Here is a 21,649-nt window from a genome sequence, read left to right on the forward strand (position 1 = left end):
AATTCCCTGTTACGTGCGGGGTGGGGCATTTCACAGCACAATGAGCTTTATCACACAACGTTTGATCTAGATCAATGTTTTGATGTGAAGCAATTCTAATGATTGATGTAAAATTCTAACTGCTTTCGATATTCATTGAAGCATGTAGAAAAGGGTCCTGATTTTGTTGTGTGGTTTTCAGCAAAGTTGAGAGAGAGTTTTCCAAAGAGAGAAGGTGTGGTCGCTATGCAAGCGGAACAACAACAATATAACTTTCAAGTGGTCAAGTGGTTTGCCTATATGGCATGCGTTTACTTGGTCGTTGGCACCGGTATCGGTGTTTATATCGCCTCAGAATTGGCTTGGCCAGTCCTGAATTTTGATAATCCATATATCAGTTTTGGTCGTTTACGTCCTTTACATACCAATGCGGTTATTTTTGCTTTTGGTGGTTCAACACTAATGGCAACAGCTTATTACATCGTACAGCGCACATGTCGTACGCGTCTATGGAGTGATAAGTTAGCCTGGTTCACGTTTTGGGGCTGGAATCTCGTTATTCTTGGTGCTGTAATCACCTTACCTCTTGGTTACACTCAATCAAAAGAATATGCGGAATTAGAATGGCCGATTGATATTCTGATTGCAGCGGTATGGTTGGTTTATACCTTTAACTTCATCATGACAATCTCAATTCGCAAAGTTTCACATATCTATGTTGCAAACTGGTTCTTCATTGCGATGATGGTCATGATTACTTATCTGCATGTTGTGAATAGCTTGGCTATCCCTGTTGAATTATTTAAATCTTATTCACTGTTTTCAGGTGTTCAAGATGCCATGATTCAGTGGTGGTGGGGTCATAATGCGGTTGGTTTCTTCCTGACTGCAGGCTTTTTGGGAATCATGTACTACTTTGTTCCTAAACAAGCGAATCGCCCTGTATATTCATACCGCTTATCTGTCATCCATTTCTGGGCATTAGTTTTCGGTTATGTTTGGCTAGGTGCTCACCATCTTCAATATACTGCGTTACCTGATTGGACTGGTTCATTAGGTGCCGCTATATCATTAGCGATGATCATTCCTTCATGGGGTGGTGCAATCAACGGTATGTTTACATTGAGTGGAGCCTGGGACAAGCTGCGTACCGATTATATCTTACGCTTCCTGATTGTCTCTTTAGCATTCTATGCGATGTCAACTTTTGAAGGTCCAGTCATGGCTTCAAAAACTGTTAACGCATTATCACACTATACAGACTGGACCATCGGTCACGTTCACTCAGGCGCATTAGGCTGGGTAGCGATGGTGTCTATCGGTGCGCTTTATCATATGGTTGAACGTATGTGGGGAACAACCATGTACTCAATCCGTCTAGTGAATCTCCACTTCTGGATGGCCACAATTGGTACAGCGGTTTATATCACAGCTATGTGGGTATCCGGCATTATGCAAGGCCTGATGTGGCGTGCATATGATGACTACGGTAACTTGGCCTACACCTTTGTTGAGTCAGTTGCTCAAATGCACCCTTACTATGCAATGCGTGCTATGGGTGGACTGATATTCTTCTCAGGTGCTTGCATCATGTTATTCAACGTTACAGTGACTATCCGTCGTGCTATTGCTAAGCCATCGGCTGCAATGGCAACTGCGGCTAACATTTAAGGAGACTGGAATGTCTGATCATAATTCTAATAAACCAGTTACCTTTCAAGAAAAACTGGAAAAAAATATCTGGGCGCTTGTGTTAGCAACGGCATTGGTTGTTTCTGTAGGCGGTATCGTAGAAATCGTTCCTCTGTTTTACCTCAAAACCACTTTTGAGGATCAAGTGCATCCTGAGTATGAAGAGCTGAAAACAGTTCGCCCATATACGGCACTTGAATTAGCTGGTCGTGATATCTATCAACGTGAAGGCTGTTATTTGTGCCACTCACAAATGATCCGTCCTTTTCGTGATGAAAAAGATCGTTACGGTCATTACTCTCTGGCTGTAGAGTCAAAGTATGATCATCCTTTCCAATGGGGTTCAAAACGTACTGGACCTGATTTAGCCCGTGTTGGTGGAAAATATTCTGATGCATGGCATATTCAGCATTTACATAACCCCCGTTCGGTTGTACCTGAGTCTGTTATGCCAAGTTATCCATGGTTAGAACATGCAACCATTGATGGCAATGGAATTGAAAAACGTCTGCGGGCGATGAAAGTCTTAGGCGTTCCATACACGGATGAGCAAATTGATAATGCTGCTGCAGAAGTTGAAGGTAAAACTGAAATGCAGGCGTTAGTTGCTTATCTGCAAGTGTTGGGAACAATGGTCAACTTTGAGCCTGGCAGGTCATATCGTGAGTAAACTTCAAGAGTATTTTCATACTAATTGGAGTGAAATGACAGCAACCGACTGGTTTGGCTTAGTGTTTACAGTTGTAATTTTTATACTGATGGTGGTGCTCTATTTTTGGGTTCTTAACCCTAAAAATAAAGACAAAATAGAGTCTCACCGCACTATGCTGCAGGACGATGACGATACAAATTCGGAGAAATGATGATGGCTGATAATAAAAAGAATCCTAATGAAGTGCCAGATACAGGGCACGAATGGGATGGCATCAGAGAGTTAGAAAATCCACCTCCACGTTGGTGGACAAATGCCCTTTATTTGAGTGGCTTGTTAGTGTTGGTCTATTTTATCCTTTATCCATCGCTGCCATTAATTAATGACAGTACGAAAGGATTGTTAGGCTGGACTCAAATCAAAGAGTACAAAGAAGATATGGCAAAAGTTCAGGACGTCAGAGCCCCATATGAAGAAAAATTAGCTTCAATGACGGCTGAAGAAATCCTTGCTGACACCGAAATGAGAAACTACGCAGTAGGTTCGAGCAAGGTTTTATTTGGTGATAACTGTGCTGCATGTCATGGTAGTGGTGGTGTTCCAGCTAAAAACTCTGGCTATCCTATTCTGGCCGATGATGATTGGTTGTACGGCGGTGATATCAACACTATCGTCACCTCTCTTGCGGCTGGACGTCATGGCATGATGATGGCACATGAGAAAACCTTAAAACCTGAAGAAGTGGATGGTTTGGTTAAGTTTGTTGAAAACTTATCAAATGGCAAAGCCACAGAGGCCGGATGGAAGTTATTTAACGAAAAAGGCTGTGTCGGTTGTCATGGTGCAGATGCAAAAGGTATCCATGAATTAGGTTCAGCTAACCTGACCGATAAAATCTGGCGCTTCTCAGGTGATCCGGAAGAGGTTCGCTACACAATCCTGCATGGCGTTAATGACCCATCAGATCCATTAACACGTGTTGCTATCATGCCTGCATGGAATGAAAAGCTTGCAGTGAAACTTGAAGCTGAGAAATGGGATGAAGAGCCTGAATACGAAGGCGATGAAACTCAGCGTTTATCAGTAACTGAAATTAAGAAATTAGCTGTTTATGTTCATCAATTAGGCGGTGGGCAGTAATCAATATCACTCCTCTCAGTTAGTTTCTGAGAGGAGATGAAATCTTATTCAGGAGAGAAGATATGCATATTGACGCAGTTGTTATTGGAGCGATTGCATCTGTTGTTCTGACTATTGTCGTAATAGGTGTTATCGGTTATAGAATTATGAAAAATCTAGACGATAAATAATTGTTATAGAAAATAAATAATTATTATTGAACCGTTGTTTAGGTAAATGGAAAGCCGACAAATAAAGTCGGCTTTTTTATAACGAATTAATATCAGTAAGTACTAATATTAGATTGTGCCTGTGTTAAAATGCACGCGATGAATACTATTTCGGAGATGATATGAGTCAATCACAAACAAACGTTAATGATGATGTCAGCCAAATTTATGAAGAAGTCTCCGATTGGCACGTGAATACCGGTGACCAAAAAGTGGTTGCCAAACGAATTAAGGGCCGATTTCGACTCCGGAAGTGGCTAGGGATGTCTGTTTGGTTAATATTCTTTTTAGGCCCATACATTCGTTGGAATGGGCACCAGGCGGTTTTGTTTGATATTCCAAATCGACAATTTAATTTCTTTCATTTAACGATTTATCCTCAAGACATCTGGATGTTGTCGTTAACATTATTATTCTTTGCTATTTTATTAGCCGCTGTAACCAGCATTGCAGGACGCGTGTTTTGTGGTTACTTCTGTTTTCAGACTGTCTGGACAGATATCTATACCTTTATCGAAACCAAGCTTGAAGGGGATAGTCCTCAGAAGGCGATGAAGTTCAAAAAAGCGCCCTGGTCATTTGATAAGTTGGTACGTGTGGTAACAAAGCATTCTTTATGGATTGCGATCGCGCTGATTACCGGTATTTCCTTTGCCGCATGGTTCACGGATGCTTATCAGTTATGGCCTGAGATTTTTAGCTTACAAGCACCATTGCCTGTTTGGATTTCAATGGCGGTGTTTGGTGTATTTACTTATGTATTTGCAGGCTTTATGCGTGAGCAAGTCTGCTTCTGGTTATGCCCATATGCTCGACTACAGGGTGTGATGTATGACCAGGATACTGTCTTACCAGCTTATGATGCTGAACGTGGTGAACCGAGAGGTAAACTAAAAAAAGGTCAGCTGGAGGATGAAACCAAAGGTAGCTGTATTGATTGTAAAGTCTGTGTTGCTGTTTGCCCAACCGGTATTGATATAAGAAAGGGACAGCAAGAGGGCTGTATTACATGTGGTATGTGTATTGATGCATGTGACAGTATTATGGATAAAACTAATCAGCCTCGCGGTTTGATTCGTTATGCTTCCTATAAGGAACTGCATCACGATAAAAACGTCTTAGCCATGTATAAAAGACCTCGTGTCATTATATATAGTTTGATTTTGCTGACAGCATTGTCAGGTATTATTTATGGTTTCTTCACGCTGTCACCAACTGAGTTCCAAGTTATTCATGATCGTCAACCATTGTATGTAAGACTCAGTGATGGTGGAATCCAGAATAAATATACGTTGAAGTTATTAAATAAAACAAAAGAACCAATCGACGTACGTTACGATGTCGAAGGATTGGAGGGTGCTACCCTACATGGTATGGGCGATAAAATTACTGTTCAGCCAGGTAAAGTTGTACCTGTGACGGCGTTGGTGAGAGTACCTGACGATAAAGTTCAAAAAGGTCTGGTGCCGATACAGTTTAAAGCGGTTGTATTAAATAATTCAGCCATATCGACCTCATACGAAAGTATGTTTATGGCGCCTGAGTAGTGGAAGAGGAAAAGAATGAATATTTCACAAGAAAATAGTCAAGCACTGAAAAACCCATGGGTATTGGGTATGCTGGTATTTTTACTCGTATTTCTAAGTGCTAATGCACTATTTATCTATCTAGCATTTAAATCACCACCTAACTTGGTGCTTGAAGATTTTTATGAAAAAGGTCAGGCATACGCTAAAACAGAAGAAGAGATTGCCAAGGAAAAGAACCTTGGTTGGTCAGGTATTTTGCTGACGCCATCGGCAACCAGAGTCAATCAAACGCAAACCTATGAAGCGTTGATTACGGGACAAAATTCTGCTGGTTTAATGTTAGATTCGGTGAAGTTCTTCGCCTACCGACCCTCTGATAAACGTCAGGACTTTTCTGCTGATATGCAGCCTTCTGGGCATGGTAGCTTTGTCACCGATGTGAGTTTTAATTTACCTGGTAGTTGGGACATTATCATCGAAGCACGTCGTGGAGACGATAAGTACGTATTAACCCGTCGCATACAAATTAATCCTTAAAATTAAAATATTGATCAACTGAAATCTAGGATTAGTTTTGACCACAGCTTGTTATCATTGTGCTTTACCCGTCGAAGATATAAACGAGTTTAAAGCCGAGATTGATGGGGCAGAACGCGTATTTTGCTGTCATGGTTGTAAAACTGTATGTCAAACCATTTATGGCGCGGGTTTACAAAGTTTTTATGCCAAAACCCCTCAGTCCGAACCTCTTGCTCCTCCGCCAGACAGGTTAGGCGATCTGTCGGCTTATGACCTGGATGAAGTTCAATCCGACTATACGGATATTGATCAAAATGAACGTACTATTCATTTATTGGTAGAAGGAATTCACTGCGCGGCTTGTGTCTGGTTGATTGAAAATGCGCTTAATCGACTAACTGGCGTTATTAATGCTGAGGTGAATTTAACGGCAAAAAGGCTAAAGCTAAACTGGGACAATTCAAAAATCGCTTTATCTAGCGTTCTGAACCGCCTAGCAGAAATAGGCTATGCCGCAGTCCCCTTTGATCCGGAAACAGCAGAAGGGGCATTAGCAAAACGACATCGTGGATTACTTTATCGTATGGCATTTGCTGGCTTTGCGATGATGAATATGATGTGGATATCCATCGCTCTATACAGTGGGGCAAGTGATGGAGAGTTTCGCCAATGGTTTCACTGGATAGGTTTTCTGATTGCAACGCCGACCCTACTGTATTCGGGCTATCCATTTATTCGTAGTGCCATCAGTGGCTTACGACAGCGTTTTTTAACAATGGACTTACCGATAGCGATTGGGGCAACTTCAACCTACTTATATTCGACTTACGCTACGATAAAAGCACTTGATACGGGTCATGTTTATTTCGATACCGTGGTCAATTTTTTGTTTGTAATTTTAGTAGGGCGCTATCTCGAAGCGATTTCAAAAAAGAAAGCACTCTCTGCCACCAGGAGGATGCTGGAATTACAGCCTAAATTTGCCACAGTCATCGTTGATAATATCACTGAAGTTGTGCCAATACGTGCAGTGAAAATCGGACAAACCATTTTAGTCAGACCTGGTGAAAGTATCCCTGTAGACGGGGTTATTGTGTCAGGTGATAGTGCGGTAGATGAGTCGATGTTGACAGGGGAATCTGTACCTGTAGTCAAGCAAGTCGGGGATTCTGTCGTTGCCGGCAGTATTAATGGTGAAGGGGCATTTCAGGTTAAGGTTGAGCAGGTATTACGTAATACCGCTTTGGCCAAAATTATTGCATTGATGGACGAAGCGCAGGCTTCAAAAGCACCTATCCAAACGTTAGCCGATAAAATTGTTCCCTGGTTTGTGTTGATAACGCTAACGCTTGCTACCTTAACATTCGTATATTGGATACAGTTTGACTTCGAAATCGCTTTACTCGCGGCTATTTCAGTATTAGTGGTTACTTGTCCATGCGCTTTTGGTTTAGCCACTCCAATGTCAGTTGCCGTTGCAACTGGCGTAGGGGCGCAGCGAGGGGTCTTGGTCAAGCAGGGTGAAACACTCGAGCGTCTGTCATCAGTGAATCATTTTGTATTTGATAAAACCGGTACGCTAACAACCGGCCAATTAAATGTGCATGTGGTTGAGCCCTGTGCAGACTTAACACAATCGGAGTTACTCAGATTGGCGGCTTCTGTTGAGCAACACTCAGAACACACTATTGCGACTGCTATCTGTGATGCTGCAATATCAGCGGGGCTCAAATTGCTACCCATCACAAAGTTTACTACGACACCCGGACGAGGTGTGACAGCGTATATTGATGGTAAACATATACTCGTTGGAACTCGTCAGTGGTTGAGCTCACAAAGTATTTATTTTCCTGAAACGCTTAACAACACTATTCTACAGAATGAAAAGCAAGGTATTAGTTGTGTGTTTGTTGCAGTGGATGGTGAGCTACAAGGTATTATTGGTTTGACAGATTCTCTTCGGGCGGATGCTTTGTCAACGATTCAATTATTACAGGCGGCGGGTGCCAAAATAACTGTGTTGAGTGGAGACCGACTGGAGGTAGTGAATGCGGTTACACAGTCATTTTCAAATATACAGCGATTTGCGGAAGTGCTGCCTCAGGACAAATCTGCTGTTGTGAAATCACTGCAAGCGCAAGGTGATATCGTAGCCATGATAGGGGATGGTGTAAACGATGCGCCGGCTTTAATTCAAGCAGATGTGGGCATGGCCCTGGCGTCTGGCACTGATGTCTCAGTAGAAAGTGCTGATGTTGTCTTATCACATCAAGAGCTGGCTAAAGTTGCTGAAGCAAAGCTTTTGGCGACAACAACTTTACGTATCATTCGTCAGAACATAATGCTTTCTATTGGTTATAACGTTATCATGGTGCCTTTAGCGATGTGTGCTTGGGTAAATCCTCTAGTGGCTGCGATAACAATGCCGATAAGTTCGTTATTAGTTATTGGAAACTCTGCTCGGATCGGAAGGTTTATAAATAAAAATAAGTAGCTGGCACGATCTATTAAAAGTCAGTGCTTGTTTTGCCCTGATTTCATCGCTCAACGAAAGGCAATAGTTTGGAGTATGTGATGGAAGTCATTTATGGGTTGCTTCCAGGTATGTTATTACTTGGCATTATTGGTGTAGCCGTTTTTTTCTGGGCCGTTCGTAATGGTCAATACGATGATATGGATGGTGCAGCTAATCGGGTACTTATGGATGATGATGAAGTAACACCTGAATCTGATGAGTCAGGCAAACAGAGCAAATCAGAAGATAAAAGTAAGAACCAACATTAAAGCAATGGATGGCTAAAATGTTACTTCAAAACGGTGAACAATCAGATGTTTAAAAACTGGAGTATCAAACATTTGCTCCAGCTATGGGCTGCAATCACATTGATTGCTGTCCTTGTGATGGGCGTGATGGCAAATTACGCCAATAACCTGATGTCTGAGACACATTCAATTTTTGTCGACCATCTTTTGCCATTGGAGTCGAGCAGCCGCAAACTTAGTCAAGTTTCATTACTTCTCGCCCAACGCCAGCAACAATTCCTCAGTTCAGCTACGGTATCTGTCTTATCTCAATTTGCTGACAGAGCGCCGCTTGAAAATTTGTTTCAGGAAAATGCAGAATTACTCACTCAGACATTAGATGATAAGCAACAAGTTCAAGGCCTGTTAAAGTCGCTTTTGACGACCTACCATGATTATTTACAGATCGACGCCAAGCTTTATCAATTAAAAAAACATCATCTTGAATTAACCAACGATATAAAAGCCAAGCAAGAGGGGAATGAACGGGTTTCGGCTGCATTATTGTTGTTAGTGGATAATCTTGAAAAACGATTACGCAACGATAATCTGGTTTCTATACTGGGTCTGGTTAACCCGTTAAAAACTCATATTCATCAACTTCGTTTATTAAACTACAAGTTGTTTCTTCAGACTGAAGATCCATCAAGTTTTACTCAATCAGAAAAACAATTTGAAACCATTTTTACTCAGATAGAGCAGGATATTGATGCTTTTTCCAGCCAATCTTTTCAATTGTTGTATGTAACGGATACATTACAGGCGATAGAGAAACAGGTGGATTCACTCAGGGTTTTAATGGGAGGAGAGAACGGCTTAATAGCGATAGAAAAAGAAAATACTTTCACCCAAAGAACGTTGGCTAAAGAGCTGCAATCATCCCTTGCTATGATGTCGACATTAACAGTGGACTTGAATCAGTTAACGGAACAAATCAATCTGTTTAACAATGAAGAGATCGCAAGTGATGCCTCATCGGCCGATTATTCATGGTGGCAAATTATATTAGTCAGCATTCTTATTATGAGTGCAGTCATGGTGTTTGCTTATATTCTTATAAAAAGAATCAATGAACCATTAGTGTTGATCAAGGACTCTATTCGAGCACTCTCTGAAGGTCGGTTTGAGACAAGAATGTCGGTGACATCAACGCAAAATGAAGTCTCTATGCTGGCTCGTGACTTGAATCATTTCGCCGAGGTGACACAAAATCTGATTGCTGATTACAGCAAAGCAAAAGTCACCATGCAACATAAACAACAACAGTTAAGAGCAATTCTTAATGGTGTACCTGAAGCGATTCTGTCACTGAGTGAAGAGGGTTATATCATTGATATTAATCCTGCTGGTGCCACCATGTTTGGCGGCACCATTAAAGAGATTGTCGGGAAACATTTATTTCATTTTTTTGCTGAAAAACATAAACCCGAGTCAATTGATGATTTAGAGCACGATGATGAGTCGAATGGTGAATATGAAGGCATTCGTATAGATGGATCCGCATTCTCATTATGGATTTCTGTCAGTCGTATATTAAGTGGTAATGATGAGTTTGTTTGGGTGTGTGTTATTGCTGACATTACTAAATGGAAACAAACTAACCAGCAATTGCATCAAATGACGTCAGAATTAAACACAATTCTGGAAAATGCGATGGTGGGTATTGCTTTCATTCGTGATCGTAAGGTGGTGCGTGTTAACCAAAAGTTTGAAGAGTTATTTCAATACAGTCGTGAAGAGATTGAAGGACAAAAAACACAGTTTATTTATCCAAGTCAGGTAGCTTATGAGCAGTTTGGAGAACATGCTGCTCATTATCTTTCTGTAGGGGAGAGCTATGAAGCTCAGCTTGAATTAGTCCGTAAAAATGGTGAGAAATTCTGGTGCGCTATGGCGGGAAAATCAATTGAAGCTGAAGCACCACAAAATGGATCTATCTGGTTATTTGAAGATATTACAACTCAACGACAGAATGAGGAAAGGCTGACTAACCTGGCAAGCGTTGATAGTCTGACAGGCTTACCAAACCGGAACGTGTTTAATGATCGTCTTGAGCATGCTATCCATAAAGCGCATCGTGACTCAGGTCGACTTGCGGTTTGTTTTTTAGATTTGGATCATTTCAAACATATTAACGATTCATTAGGACATAAAGCGGGTGATAGTCTGCTGCGTGAAGTGGCAATACGCATTAAGAAGACCATCAGAGAGGGTGATACGGTTGCCAGACTTGGAGGAGATGAATTCACCGTTATTTTGGAAGATATTCGTTCCGCACAATACGTGGGTAAAGTCGCTGAAAAAATTATCGATGCGATGAGTCAGCCGTATATTATTGATAACGTTGAAATCAGCATCAGTCCCAGTATTGGTATCAGCCTCTATCCTGCCGATGGTCGGGATGTCGATATGCTAATTAGAAATGCGGATGCAGCCATGTATCACGCTAAAAAAACAGGACGGAATAATTTTCAGTTTTACTCCGTCGATATGAATGCTCAGGCATCATTGCGTCTTGCCATGGAGACAGCTTTAAGACGTGCCGTTGAGCAAGAAGAATTCTTTATTCATCTGCAACCACAGGTTGAGATTGAAACTGGAAAAATGAACGGTGCCGAAGTGTTATTACGTTGGAATAGTACCCAATGGGGGCTCGTCTCACCCGCAGAATTTATTCCTATTCTTGAAGATACTGGCTTGATTGAATCTGTCGGTGAGTGGGTGCTGACACAAGCATGTAATAGCTTCTTAAAGGTGAAAGACAAATTGGCGGATGATTTTAAGCTTGCCGTCAATTTATCAGGCAGACAATTTAAAGGTGGTAATTTAGCTAGTCGCATCCGTTATATTCTGGCAGAAACGGGTATGCCCACAAAGAACCTGGAGTTAGAAATTACAGAAACTATGCTGATGGAAGATCCTGAGTTGGCAACGCTCACTTTATCGGAGCTTAGCCAGATGGGCATTAGTCTGGCAATTGATGATTTTGGTACAGGTTATTCTTCATTGTCCTACCTGAAGCAGTTCCCTTTGAATGTTCTGAAAATTGATAGCAGTTTCATTCGGGATGTCACCACAGATAAGGACGATGCCGCCATCGTCAACGCGATCATGGCAATGAGCGAAAGCCTGGGCTTGATGGTTGTCGCCGAGGGTGTGGAGACAATGGAACAATTAGATTATCTCAAACAGCATACTTGTCAGGGCGCTCAGGGGTATTTATTTAGTAAACCTGTGAGTGAAGACCAGTTTTACGAGCTGGCGCAAAAAGACACACTCATTTAGTTTGATAAATTAGTATCGTCTTACCAGTGCTACCAAAGATAACGGTTAAATTTAGTGCCTGATAAGACCAGCTTTCACTCGTATTACCTTTATCATCAGGTAAGCCCACATCAATGCTATCAGGTTCACCAAAGCGTTCCTGAATCATCTCCCTGCTCAAGCGGACACCAGGAATGTAGGTAATGGCAGCGACAGGTGAGGATAGTAAAAACTGTTTGTCTTCTTCCACCAATTCATGCTGATGCGCACCACTGGGTTGAAGTTTGCCTACAGAGGCCCTTTGCAGCATAGCGGCGACTTTATCCTCTGGTACATCAAGATTAAGCACCATCTTGGCGGATAGTCCTCCTAAGTTAACACTATCAAAATAGGCTTCGACCGTGGCCTTATTATCGGGGTCGGTGAAGATAGCCGTTTTACCAAATATTCGCAGTTCTTCTTGTGCTGTTTTGTAGTCGGTATTACCCAAGTGAATACCAAAGACGCTGATATTGTTGTCAGGCATCACGGTCACTTCCCATGGTTTACTGGCTGGCGGTTGTGGTGAGGGGATTAGCATGATCGCGGCAATTCCGACAAACACCAATAAAAGACCAACAATAAAGTTTCTGATAATGCGCATTCAAAAAATCCTGTAACAGTGATTAGCTATGAAGCCAGAAAGTGACTGGCCCATCGTTGATGAGTTTAACCTGCATATCGGCACCAAACTGACCGCTACAGACCTTGGGATGCTGCTGTTTAGCGGCATCAACAAACTCATTAAACAGTTGATATCCTATGTCAGGGGGGGCTGCAGAAGCAAAGCTCGGACGTAATCCTTTTTGTGTGTTAGCGGCCAAGGTAAATTGTGGGACAAGAAGTAAACCGCCATTAATATCTTTGACGGATAGATTCATCTTTTCCTCAGCATCCGCAAACAGTCGATAATTGATGACCCTTTCTACCAGACGAGCTACCAATTCAGAGGAGTCACCTTTCTCAATACCCACAAAAACCAGCACACCCTGATCAATCTCTGCGATGCATTGTTCATTTACTTCAACCGATGCCTGCTTAACGCGTTGTAATAAGGTGATCACTGCAGTTCACCCGCTAAGGTATCGGTGGCTCTCACTAAGGCATCAATCACAGCGGGTTCGCCAGCAGCATGACCAGCCAGCGGCAATACGGTTAAGCTTGTTTCTGGCCATGCCTGATGTAGTTCCCAGGATTGCTGAAGTGGGCAAACAATATCGTATCGACCATGAATAATCTGAGTAGGAATGTGACGTATGGTTTCTATTTCACTCAAAATGGGACGGTTTTCGATAAAGCATTGATTTAACGCAAAATGTAATTGAATGCGGGAGTGCGCCAATGGGCCGGGAGCTTCCGTTAAATCCGGTTCGTATTCATGATCCCGTAATGTGACGATGGTGGCTTCCCAGCTATTCAAAATAGTGGCAGCTGAGATTTGCAGTGACTCATCAGGATCGGTGAGGCGAGTATAGTAAGCTTTGAGCGGTGTTTGTTGTTCTGACTGATCAAGCATATGTGTTAGGCGATGCCATGCTTCGGGAAATAATTTTGAGGCACCGCCTGCGGCATAAACCCAGTCAATATCCTGCTGACGCCCAAGAAAAGTGCCGCGTAATATCATGCTTATCACTTTTTCGGCATGATCTCTGGCATAACACAGTGCCAGGGTAGCTCCCCAGGAACCACCAAAAATGACCCATTTATCTATACCCAGACGGGTACGGATATATTCCATATCGCTGACCAGATGCGCAGTGGTATTGTTTTCAAGCTCGCCACTGGGAACTGAGCGTCCGCAACCTCGTTGGTCAAATAATACAATGCGGTATTTTTCAGGATTGAAATATTGTCGATGTTGAGGACGACAACCAGAACCCGGGCCACCATGTAGGAAAACCACCGGAATCCCTGAAGGATTGCCACATTCCTCTACATAAATTTCGTGTTTTTTACCAGAAGATAAGGTTTCTCTTGCAAGTAAATGGCTTTGATAGGGTTCTATTTCTGGGTATAGCGTTAACATGTAAAAACTCGTTTATGACATTCGGCATGAACTATATCATGTGTAGTGATGGTAATTATTGAGCTATTGCGAGAAAATATAACGTTTTCGACGTTGAATTAAGATCTTGTTTTTATCAACAAATCACACATTCTTTCAAGGATAGTTGTGCTTATGATTGAAAAGACAACTAAGCAAGGCAAGAACATACAATGAATCTGCATGAATTTCAGGCCAAACAATTATTTAATCGATATGGTGTGCCTACACCACAAGGGCAAGCTGTCGCTGAAGCTGCTCAGGCGCGGCAAGCGGCTGAGATATTAGCGGGCGAGCGCTGGGTGGTTAAAGCACAGGTTCATGCCGGTGGCCGCGGCAAAGCGGGTGGCGTTAAAGTGGTGAGTTCGCTGGATGACGTTGAGTCAGCCGCTGCTGGTATGCTGGGAAAAAATATTGTCACGCATCAGACCACTGCTGAAGGTTTACCCGTACAGCAGGTATTGGTGGAAAAACCGACCAATATCAGCCGTGAAATCTATCTGGCCGTACTGGTTGATCGCAGCTCTCAACGTATTGTGTTTATGGTGTCAGCAGAAGGCGGCATGGATATCGAAGCCGTCGCTGAGCAGCAGCCTGAAGCCATACTGAATTTATATGTCGATCCTGTCGTTGGTTTACAGGGCTATCAGTGTCGTCGCGCCGCATTTTTCCTGGGCTTGACTGGAAATAGCTTTAAGCAGCTACAGTCCGTCATGCAAAATTTGTATCAGCTCTTTACAGAAAATGATGCCAGTCTAGTGGAGGTGAATCCACTTGTGGTGACTGATGACGGTGACTTGCTTGCCGTTGACGCAAAAATCAATTTGGATGATAACGGCTTATTCCGTCATGCCGATTTGGCAGAGATGTTTGATCCGAGTCAGGAAGATGATGCAGAAGTTATCGCCCGTGAATTTGGCCTTAACTATATTTCTTTAGATGGGAATGTGGCTTGTATGGTCAATGGAGCTGGTCTCGCTATGGCGACGATGGACTTAATTCAGAAAGAAGGTGGACAGCCGGCTAACTTCCTGGATGTAGGCGGTGGCACTACGGCTGCTCGCGTGGCTGAAGCATTTAAGCTGATTCTGTCTGATAAAAAAGTGAAGTCGATCCTGGTCAATATTTTTGGTGGTATTGTCCGCTGTGATCTGATTGCCGAAGGCATTATTCAGGCAGCAAAAGAGGTCGGCTTATCGTTACCTGTTGTCGTCAGACTCGAGGGTACCAATGCGCAACGAGGTCGTGAATTATTGAAAAACAGTGAAATGAGTATATATGCTGCCGATGATTTAACCGATGCTGCGCGTCAAGCTGTAGCGGCAGCTCAGGAGTCGCAGGCATGAGTATTTTAATCAATCGTGAAACCAAAGTGATTTGTCAGGGCTTTACTGGTAAACAAGGTACATTTCACTCAGAGCAAGCCATTGCATATGGCACCCAATTTGTCGGTGGAGTTACTCCAGGAAAAGGTGGGCAAACGCATCTGGACAAACCGGTATTCAACACGGTTCATGAAGCGGTTGAACAGACCGGTGCTGATGCCACCATGATTTATGTGCCTGCCGCCTTTGCTGCAGATGCGATTCTGGAAGCGGCTGATGCGGGTATCAAAATAATTGCCTGTATTACAGAAGGCATCCCTGTACTGGATATGTTACGCGTCAAACATGCTTTAAATAGCTACGATGCACACTTGATAGGGCCTAACTGTCCGGGCCTGATTACTCCAGGTGAATGTAAGATTGGCATCATGCCCGGTAACATTCATCAACCGGGGAAAATCGGCATAGTATCGCGTTCAGGCACTCTGACTTATGAAGCTGTTCATCAGACAACGCAAAACGGACTTGGACAAAGTACCTGTGTTGGTATTGGCGGTGATCCAATTCATGGTATGAACTTTATTGAATGCCTCGAGTTGTTTGAGAATGATCCGCAGACCGAAGGTATTGTGATGGTTGGTGAGATTGGCGGTCATGCTGAAGAGGATGCGGCCGAGTTTATCAAAGCGCATGTCACCAAACCGGTGGTGACCTATATCGCCGGTCTAACGGCACCGGCTGGCAAACGCATGGGACATGCAGGAGCGATTATCAGTGGTGGCAGTGGCACCGCTGAAGCGAAATTAAAAGCGCTTGAAGCGGCTGGCTGTGGCATTGCGCGATCGCCCGCCGAAATTGGCGACATTATGCTGGCAATGATGGATAAAAAATAAATGCAGACAGTCACGCTGGTGATGGGGCAAATTAATCCTGTAGTTGGGGATGTTGCGGGTAATGTTAATAAAATTATCGAAACGGCACAGCAGGCAAAAAAACAATTCAATGCAGATTTAATTGTTTTTCCTGAACTGACCCTAACCGGATATCCGCCAGAAGATTTATTGCTTCGTCCTGGTTTGTTGAAACGCGTTCGTAAAGCATTAACGACACTGGCAAGCAAGCTGGATAATGTAGCCGTGTTAATCGGCCATCCCGATGGCGATATTGTCTCGGGTTTATACAACTCCGCATCGTTAATTGATGGGGGTAAGCTTGTTTGTACCTATCACAAACAGCAGTTGCCCAATTACGGTGTATTCGACGAAAAACGCTATTTTATCGAAGGCGAAAATGCCACTGTGTTTGATTTTCGAGGTCTGAAAATCGGCATTACTATCTGTGAAGATATCTGGTTTACACAGCCGAGCACTAAAGCAAAGGCTGCCGGAGCTGACCTTATCGTCAACTTGAATGCTTCTCCTTACCATATGGGCAAATGGCCACTGCGTGAGGCTGAAGTAAAAAAACGTATCAGTGAAACGGGCTTACCTATTGTCTATGTCAATCAATACGGTGGTCAGGATGAACTGGTTTTTGATGGTCATTCTTTTGTGATGAATGCCAATGGCGAAAAAGTGGTCCAAGCACCTGCATTCGAGTTTGGTTTATTTCCGGTGACGATTGAACGACAGTCGTCTGGTGGCCTAGCTTTATCGGGTGCCAGTTGTGAGTCGCAGGACGACTTATCTATCATATACAAAGCGTTAACCCTTGGACTGAAAGATTATATTGAGAAAAATCACTTTCCAGGTGTTGTACTTGGACTGTCAGGCGGCATTGATTCCGCATTAACAATGGCACTCGCTGTTGATGCTATCGGCGCAGACAAAGTGCATGCGGTGATGATGCCGTCGCGCTACACATCTCAAATGAGTCTGGATGATGCAAAGTTAATGGCTGAAGGCTTGGGTGTTAAGTACAGTATTATTTCGATAGAACCGACATTTAATGCCTTTATTGACTCATTAGCTGATGAGTTTAAAGGTTTGCCGGCCGATACCACGGAAGAAAATATTCAAGCCCGTTGCCGCGGCATTATTTTGATGGCCTTATCCAATAAAACGGGTTCAATGGTGTTATCAACCGGTAATAAAAGCGAAATGGCTGTCGGCTACTCAACTTTATATGGCGATATGGCTGGTGGTTACTCACCATTAAAAGATGTTTATAAAACGTTGGTCTATCAGTTGAGCCATTATCGCAATCAGCAATCTAATGTGATTCCAGAGCGTATCATCACACGACCTCCATCCGCTGAACTGGCAGAAGGACAGTTGGATCAGGATAGTCTCCCTGACTATGCTGTCCTAGATAAAATTCTACAACGTTATATAGCTGATCAGTGTTGCTTTGAAGAGCTAGTCGACGAGGGCTACGACGCCGAAATGGTTGCAAGAGTTATTAAAATGGTAGATCGTAATGAATACAAAAGGCGGCAGGCGCCTCCAGGTATCCGTATCAGTAGCCGGGCGTTTGGCCGAGACCGCCGGTATCCTATTACGTCAGGCTACACCGTCACTTCAACTATAGAGTAAGGAACTACGATGAAAAAAATTGAAGCGATAATTAAACCTTTTAAGCTGGATGATGTTCGCCAGTCACTTTCTGATATTGGTGTGACCGGGATGACTGTCACTGAAGTCAAAGGATTTGGTCGTCAGAAAGGACATACCGAGTTCTATCGTGGTGCTGAATATGTGGTCGACTTTTTACCGAAAGTGAAATTAGAAATTGCCGTAACAGATGATAAAGTCGATAGTGTTATCGAAGCAGTGATTAAAGCGGCCAATACAGGCCGTATCGGCGATGGTAAGATTTTTGTTACACCGCTGGAGCAAGCGATTAGAATTCGTACTGGTGAGCAGAACCAAGACGCTATTTAAGCTGTTCTAGGCATAAAAAAAGCCCGCCTCTGAATATTCAGAGGCGGGCTTTTTTTATTGCTTAATTATTGCACTTCAGTCTGAGCAACTTCAGCAATACCCGGGTGACCAGGGTAATTGATTTTCAATACTCGTAAAGCATCATCTGAAAGATCGGTCATGCCAAGAATTTTGTATGCTTTTGCCATAACGACTAATGCATCAGGCATAGCCGGTGTACGGTCGTAGTTTTCTATCACATACTTACCACGGTTTAATGCAGCCAGGAATGATCCTCTACGCATATAGTAATTAGCGACATTCACCTCATGCTGTGCCAGTCGGTTACGAAGATAAACAATACGCTGCGCAGCATCTTCGGCATAACGACTGGTCGGGAAGCGATTAATTAATGTGTTGAAATCACGCAAGGCATCCTCAGCAGCGCCCGGGTCACGTTGAGATTCATCACGGGGGATATATTTTTCTAATAAACCAATATCACGATGAAAATTGACCAGGCCACGTAAATAAATAGCGTAATCAATATTTGGATTAAGTGGATAAACACGCATAAAGCGGTCAATGGTAGCGATAGCTGTTTCAGGATCATCTGATTTGTAGTGAGCATATGCGGACTCAAGCAGCGCTTGTTGAGCATATTCACCAAAAGGAAAACGAGCTTCGAGTTGTTCGTAGTAGGTAATCGCTTTGCTGTAGTCTGCGATGTCGAGTGCGGCTTTTGCCTCGCTGTATATACGATCTACACTCCAGCTTTCATCCGCTTTAACTTCTTCTTTTTTAAAAAAAGAGCAACCAGACAGTGACAAACAGGTCAAACCGATAAGTAATGGCAAATAATATTTTTTCATTGAAGTAGAGTACGCTAGCTTGCTGTTTAAGGTAAAGGCTGATCTTAGCCCTTTTTCTGATTCAAAGCACGTTTTACCGAATGTGAAGATTATATTTAATCAAGTACAATATGCAGCTTTATTCTTTGATAAACAGGAATCATCAATGTTGAAACGGTTGTTGGCTCTTGCTGTAGGGCTTGCGGTATCAGCACCTTCTATGGCAACTACTTTTGCGCTTAATTCTGCTGACTCAACCGTTGTGGGTCACAACATGGTGGTCTATAGCAGAGCAAAAGACACATTACTGGATATTGGCCGTCAATTTGACTTAGGTTATAACGATATCGTTGAAGCCAATCCAAATGTTGATCCATGGCTTCCCGGCGAAAATACCCGGGTGATTATCCCAAGCCGTTTTATTCTGCCCAAGGCCGGTCAGAAAGGCATTGTCATCAATATTGCCGAGTTACGTCTTTATTATTATCCGGAAACCAAAGCGGGACAAACGAAAACAGTCATTACCCATCCTATCGGGATTGGGCGTGAAGGCTGGGGCACACCACTGGGCAAAGCTAAAATTACTCAGAAGCGAAAAGATCCAACCTGGACACCACCAGAATCCATCAGAAAAGAACATCTGGAAAAAGGCGATCCTCTGCCAAAAGTGGTGGCAGCTGGTCCCAATAATCCACTAGGTGCTTATGCAATGCGTTTGTCTATGCCGGGCTATTTGCTGCATGGCACAAATAAACCCTACGGTGTAGGAATGCGAGTGAGTCATGGTTGTATCCGACTGTTCCCGGAGGATATCCAACATTTGTTTAATATTGCCGCTGTTAATACACCGGTAGAAATTATTTATCAGCCTGATAAAGCGGGCGTGCGTGACGGTAAGTTATATCTTGAAGTGAATAAACCGCATAGTGACATTGATAAACGTCAGGGTTTAAATATGACACCGATGGTAGCAGCCATTTTAGATGCGCAAGATAAATTACCTGCGGACAATGACTGGGCATTCACTGAAAAATTAGTTGAAGCGCAAGACAGTATTGTAAAGCGAGTGGGTGAGGAGCCTCTCGATATTGTTGACGATGTCTGGTTTGTTCATGCAGGTCTGAGCCAGAAAGCGATACAAAAAACGCGTCAGGCTATTAACTCATTACAGTTGAATGATCTGTTCTGGCCAGCCAAATCTGGCGCGGTTGGTGAAATGATGATTGGTCCCTTCAATTCTCAACAAGAAGCGGCAGATATGGCGAATAAAATTAGTGAAGCTGCGGGAATATCTGTGTGGGTTGCGCAAGTTTCCAGTGACGCGCTTTAGGATAAATATTGAAGATAAAAAAAAGCCGGAACATTTGTTCCGGCTTTTTTGTATGAGGTAATCTAAATTTTAGATTATTTGCTCATCGCTTTTTCAAACATACGATCGATTTTTGCACAGCATTCTTCGACAGTTGATTGAGCTTCATCAGCAGCTTTCTGGGCGTTCATAGCAGCCAGTTCTGCGTCAGTTGCAGTACGTTGCGCTGTGTCGGCAGTGCTTTGAGCATTGCGGGCTGCGACCAGAGCTGAATCAGCTGTTGATTGAGCTGATTCTACAGAGGCTTTCAGCGCTTCCATTTCGGCAGTGTTGGCACATGCAGTCAACATAGCTAAAGGCAGGATTACAGCACTCAGTTTTGCTAATGATTTCATTTTTATCTCCTTAAAGTACCAGTTAAATTGGCGTGGATATTATATTGCTAATTCGCAACATAAAACATACGCTAGCAAGAAATATTTTTGCTGTCCATTCACATTAATAAAAAACCGTTTTTAATATTACAACAGATTCATAAAGAAATAGTTGGTATAATAGCGTCCTTTATATGAGTCATTGATCTTCAATGTACTCTTGAAGTACCTATCGTTCTGGAAAAATTTGTTTATGCATCCAATGCTCAATATAGCAATCAGGGCTGCGCGTAATGCTGGCTCTCTGATCATGCGCTCACTACAGCATGTTCAGCATCTTGAAGTGACTACAAAAGGTCGAAATGATTACGTGTCAGATGTCGACCGCCTGGCAGAGCAAGAAGTCATCAATGTAATAAAAAAAGCGTATCCTGACCACGCTATTATGGCTGAAGAGTCTGGTCGCTCAGGTGATAATGAAACAGTGTGGATTATTGACCCACTGGATGGTACAACAAATTTTCTGCATGGTTTCCCGCATTACTGCGTATCCATTGCCGTTAGAGTCAAAGGTCGTGTTGAGCACGCTGTTGTTTATGATCCGCAACGCGATGAATTATTCACAGCTAGCCGGGGCGAAGGCGCCAAATTAAATGACCGTCGACTGCGTGTTACCAAACGCAGAGAACTTAATGGTGCATTGATTGCGACGGGTTTCCCTTTCAAATATCCATCATTTCATGATGCCTATTTCAATAGTTTTAAAGCTCTATTTCCTCAGGTAGCTGATATTCGCCGTACGGGCTCAGCAGCACTTGATCTTGCTTATGTTGCAGCAGGTCGTGTTGACGGCTACTGGGAAATGGGATTAGAAAACTGGGATATGGCGGCTGGATTACTTCTGGTCGAAGAGGCTGGGGGAATTGTCACCGACTTTGATGGTACCGATAATTTGTTCAACAAAGGTAATGTCATTGCAGCCGGGCTTGGTATGCACAAGCTAATGTTAACAACACTGCAACCACATCTATCGAAAAACCAAATAAGCGCCTAAGGGCAT

At 43.0% G+C, this 21,649-nt stretch carries 19 protein-coding genes and 1 pseudogene; 15 read left to right on the forward strand and 5 right to left on the reverse strand.

The genetic code is table 11. The features are described from left to right. Positions 1-225 precede the first annotated feature (225 nt). The 9 genes from ccoN to AC13DA_RS05910 all read left to right on the forward strand — a co-directional run bounded on the left by ccoN (position 226) and on the right by AC13DA_RS05910 (position 11,807). Positions 226-1,650 carry a cytochrome-c oxidase, cbb3-type subunit I gene (gene ccoN / locus AC13DA_RS05870; RefSeq protein WP_273182222.1) on the forward strand — a complete coding sequence of 475 codons (1,425 nt, stop codon included), beginning with the start codon at positions 226-228 and terminating at the stop codon, positions 1,648-1,650. Positions 1,651-1,660: 10 nt separating this feature from the next. Further along, entirely contained in the window at positions 1,661-2,341 is a 681-nt protein-coding gene (gene ccoO, locus AC13DA_RS05875; RefSeq protein WP_273182220.1) for a cytochrome-c oxidase, cbb3-type subunit II, read from the forward strand. A 34-nt stretch (positions 2,342-2,375) separates the two neighbouring features. After that, on the forward strand, positions 2,376-2,534 hold the full coding sequence (locus AC13DA_RS05880) for a cbb3-type cytochrome c oxidase subunit 3 (protein WP_284451738.1): 159 nt from the start codon (positions 2,376-2,378) through the stop codon (positions 2,532-2,534). A 2-nt stretch (positions 2,535-2,536) separates the two neighbouring features. Then, entirely contained in the window at positions 2,537-3,463 is a 927-nt protein-coding gene (ccoP, locus tag AC13DA_RS05885; protein WP_284451737.1) for a cytochrome-c oxidase, cbb3-type subunit III, read from the forward strand. 331 nt (positions 3,464-3,794) lie between these two features. Continuing rightward, positions 3,795-5,219, forward strand: a complete 1,425-nt coding sequence (ccoG, locus tag AC13DA_RS05890) for a cytochrome c oxidase accessory protein CcoG (protein ID WP_284451736.1) — start codon at positions 3,795-3,797, stop codon at positions 5,217-5,219. Positions 5,220-5,234: 15 nt separating this feature from the next. Then, positions 5,235-5,738 (forward strand): FixH family protein, encoded by a 504-nt coding sequence (locus tag AC13DA_RS05895; protein ID WP_007145723.1) that lies wholly within the window; start codon positions 5,235-5,237, stop codon positions 5,736-5,738. 37 nt (positions 5,739-5,775) lie between these two features. Then, complete coding sequence (locus AC13DA_RS05900; protein ID WP_284451735.1) at positions 5,776-8,214, forward strand: heavy metal translocating P-type ATPase; 2,439 nt, start codon at positions 5,776-5,778, stop codon at positions 8,212-8,214. Positions 8,215-8,294: 80 nt separating this feature from the next. After that, positions 8,295-8,504 carry a cbb3-type cytochrome oxidase assembly protein CcoS gene (gene ccoS, locus AC13DA_RS05905; RefSeq protein WP_007145721.1) on the forward strand — a complete coding sequence of 70 codons (210 nt, stop codon included), beginning with the start codon at positions 8,295-8,297 and terminating at the stop codon, positions 8,502-8,504. A gap of 45 nt (positions 8,505-8,549) precedes the next feature. Next, positions 8,550-11,807, forward strand: a complete 3,258-nt coding sequence (locus tag AC13DA_RS05910) for an EAL domain-containing protein (protein WP_284451734.1) — start codon at positions 8,550-8,552, stop codon at positions 11,805-11,807. Here the strand turns inward: AC13DA_RS05910 and AC13DA_RS05915 are convergent. Genes AC13DA_RS05915 through pip form a run of 3 tightly spaced genes read right to left on the reverse strand, consistent with a single transcriptional unit; the run spans position 11,800 to position 13,851 of the window. Next, positions 11,800-12,429, reverse strand: a complete 630-nt coding sequence (locus AC13DA_RS05915) for a lytic murein transglycosylase (protein ID WP_284451733.1) — start codon at positions 12,427-12,429, stop codon at positions 11,800-11,802. The genes AC13DA_RS05910 and AC13DA_RS05915 overlap by 8 nt on opposite strands. A gap of 22 nt (positions 12,430-12,451) precedes the next feature. After that, positions 12,452-12,889: a D-aminoacyl-tRNA deacylase gene (dtd, locus tag AC13DA_RS05920; protein ID WP_284451732.1), complete on the reverse strand. Its 438-nt coding sequence runs from the start codon at positions 12,887-12,889 to the stop codon at positions 12,452-12,454. After that, positions 12,886-13,851, reverse strand: a complete 966-nt coding sequence (gene pip / locus AC13DA_RS05925) for a prolyl aminopeptidase (RefSeq protein ID WP_284451731.1) — start codon at positions 13,849-13,851, stop codon at positions 12,886-12,888. The genes dtd and pip overlap by 4 nt, the downstream gene beginning before the upstream one ends. Before the next feature lie 185 nt (positions 13,852-14,036). Here pip and sucC point away from each other — a divergent pair. From sucC to AC13DA_RS05945, 4 genes and pseudogenes are all read left to right on the forward strand, one after another. Beyond that, positions 14,037-15,215 (forward strand): annotated as a pseudogene (gene sucC, locus AC13DA_RS05930) (ADP-forming succinate--CoA ligase subunit beta); the annotation flags it as partial. Continuing rightward, positions 15,212-16,087 (forward strand): succinate--CoA ligase subunit alpha, encoded by an 876-nt coding sequence (gene sucD / locus AC13DA_RS05935; RefSeq protein WP_007145715.1) that lies wholly within the window; start codon positions 15,212-15,214, stop codon positions 16,085-16,087. The pseudogene sucC and the gene sucD, both read left to right, overlap by 4 nt. Beyond that, positions 16,088-17,728 (forward strand): NAD+ synthase, encoded by a 1,641-nt coding sequence (locus tag AC13DA_RS05940; RefSeq protein WP_284451729.1) that lies wholly within the window; start codon positions 16,088-16,090, stop codon positions 17,726-17,728. 9 nt (positions 17,729-17,737) lie between these two features. After that, positions 17,738-18,076 (forward strand): P-II family nitrogen regulator, encoded by a 339-nt coding sequence (locus AC13DA_RS05945; RefSeq protein ID WP_284451728.1) that lies wholly within the window; start codon positions 17,738-17,740, stop codon positions 18,074-18,076. 65 nt (positions 18,077-18,141) lie between these two features. Here the strand turns inward: AC13DA_RS05945 and AC13DA_RS05950 are convergent, their stop codons facing one another. Beyond that, positions 18,142-18,927 carry an outer membrane protein assembly factor BamD gene (locus AC13DA_RS05950; protein ID WP_007145712.1) on the reverse strand — a complete coding sequence of 262 codons (786 nt, stop codon included), beginning with the start codon at positions 18,925-18,927 and terminating at the stop codon, positions 18,142-18,144. Between the two features lie 145 nt (positions 18,928-19,072). Here AC13DA_RS05950 and AC13DA_RS05955 point away from each other — a divergent pair, with 145 nt between their 5' ends. Next, on the forward strand, positions 19,073-20,236 hold the full coding sequence (locus AC13DA_RS05955; protein ID WP_273182196.1) for a L,D-transpeptidase family protein: 1,164 nt from the start codon (positions 19,073-19,075) through the stop codon (positions 20,234-20,236). 74 nt (positions 20,237-20,310) lie between these two features. On the opposite strand, the gene AC13DA_RS05960 is transcribed toward AC13DA_RS05955, so the two are convergent. Beyond that, positions 20,311-20,610 carry an Lpp/OprI family alanine-zipper lipoprotein gene (locus tag AC13DA_RS05960; RefSeq protein ID WP_007145710.1) on the reverse strand — a complete coding sequence of 100 codons (300 nt, stop codon included), beginning with the start codon at positions 20,608-20,610 and terminating at the stop codon, positions 20,311-20,313. A 232-nt stretch (positions 20,611-20,842) separates the two neighbouring features. Here AC13DA_RS05960 and suhB point away from each other — a divergent pair, with 232 nt between their 5' ends. After that, positions 20,843-21,643 carry an inositol-1-monophosphatase gene (gene suhB, locus AC13DA_RS05965; protein WP_007145709.1) on the forward strand — a complete coding sequence of 267 codons (801 nt, stop codon included), beginning with the start codon at positions 20,843-20,845 and terminating at the stop codon, positions 21,641-21,643. Positions 21,644-21,649 lie beyond the last annotated feature (6 nt).

The sequence above is a fragment of the Methylophaga sp. F-2 genome (assembly GCF_056859315.1).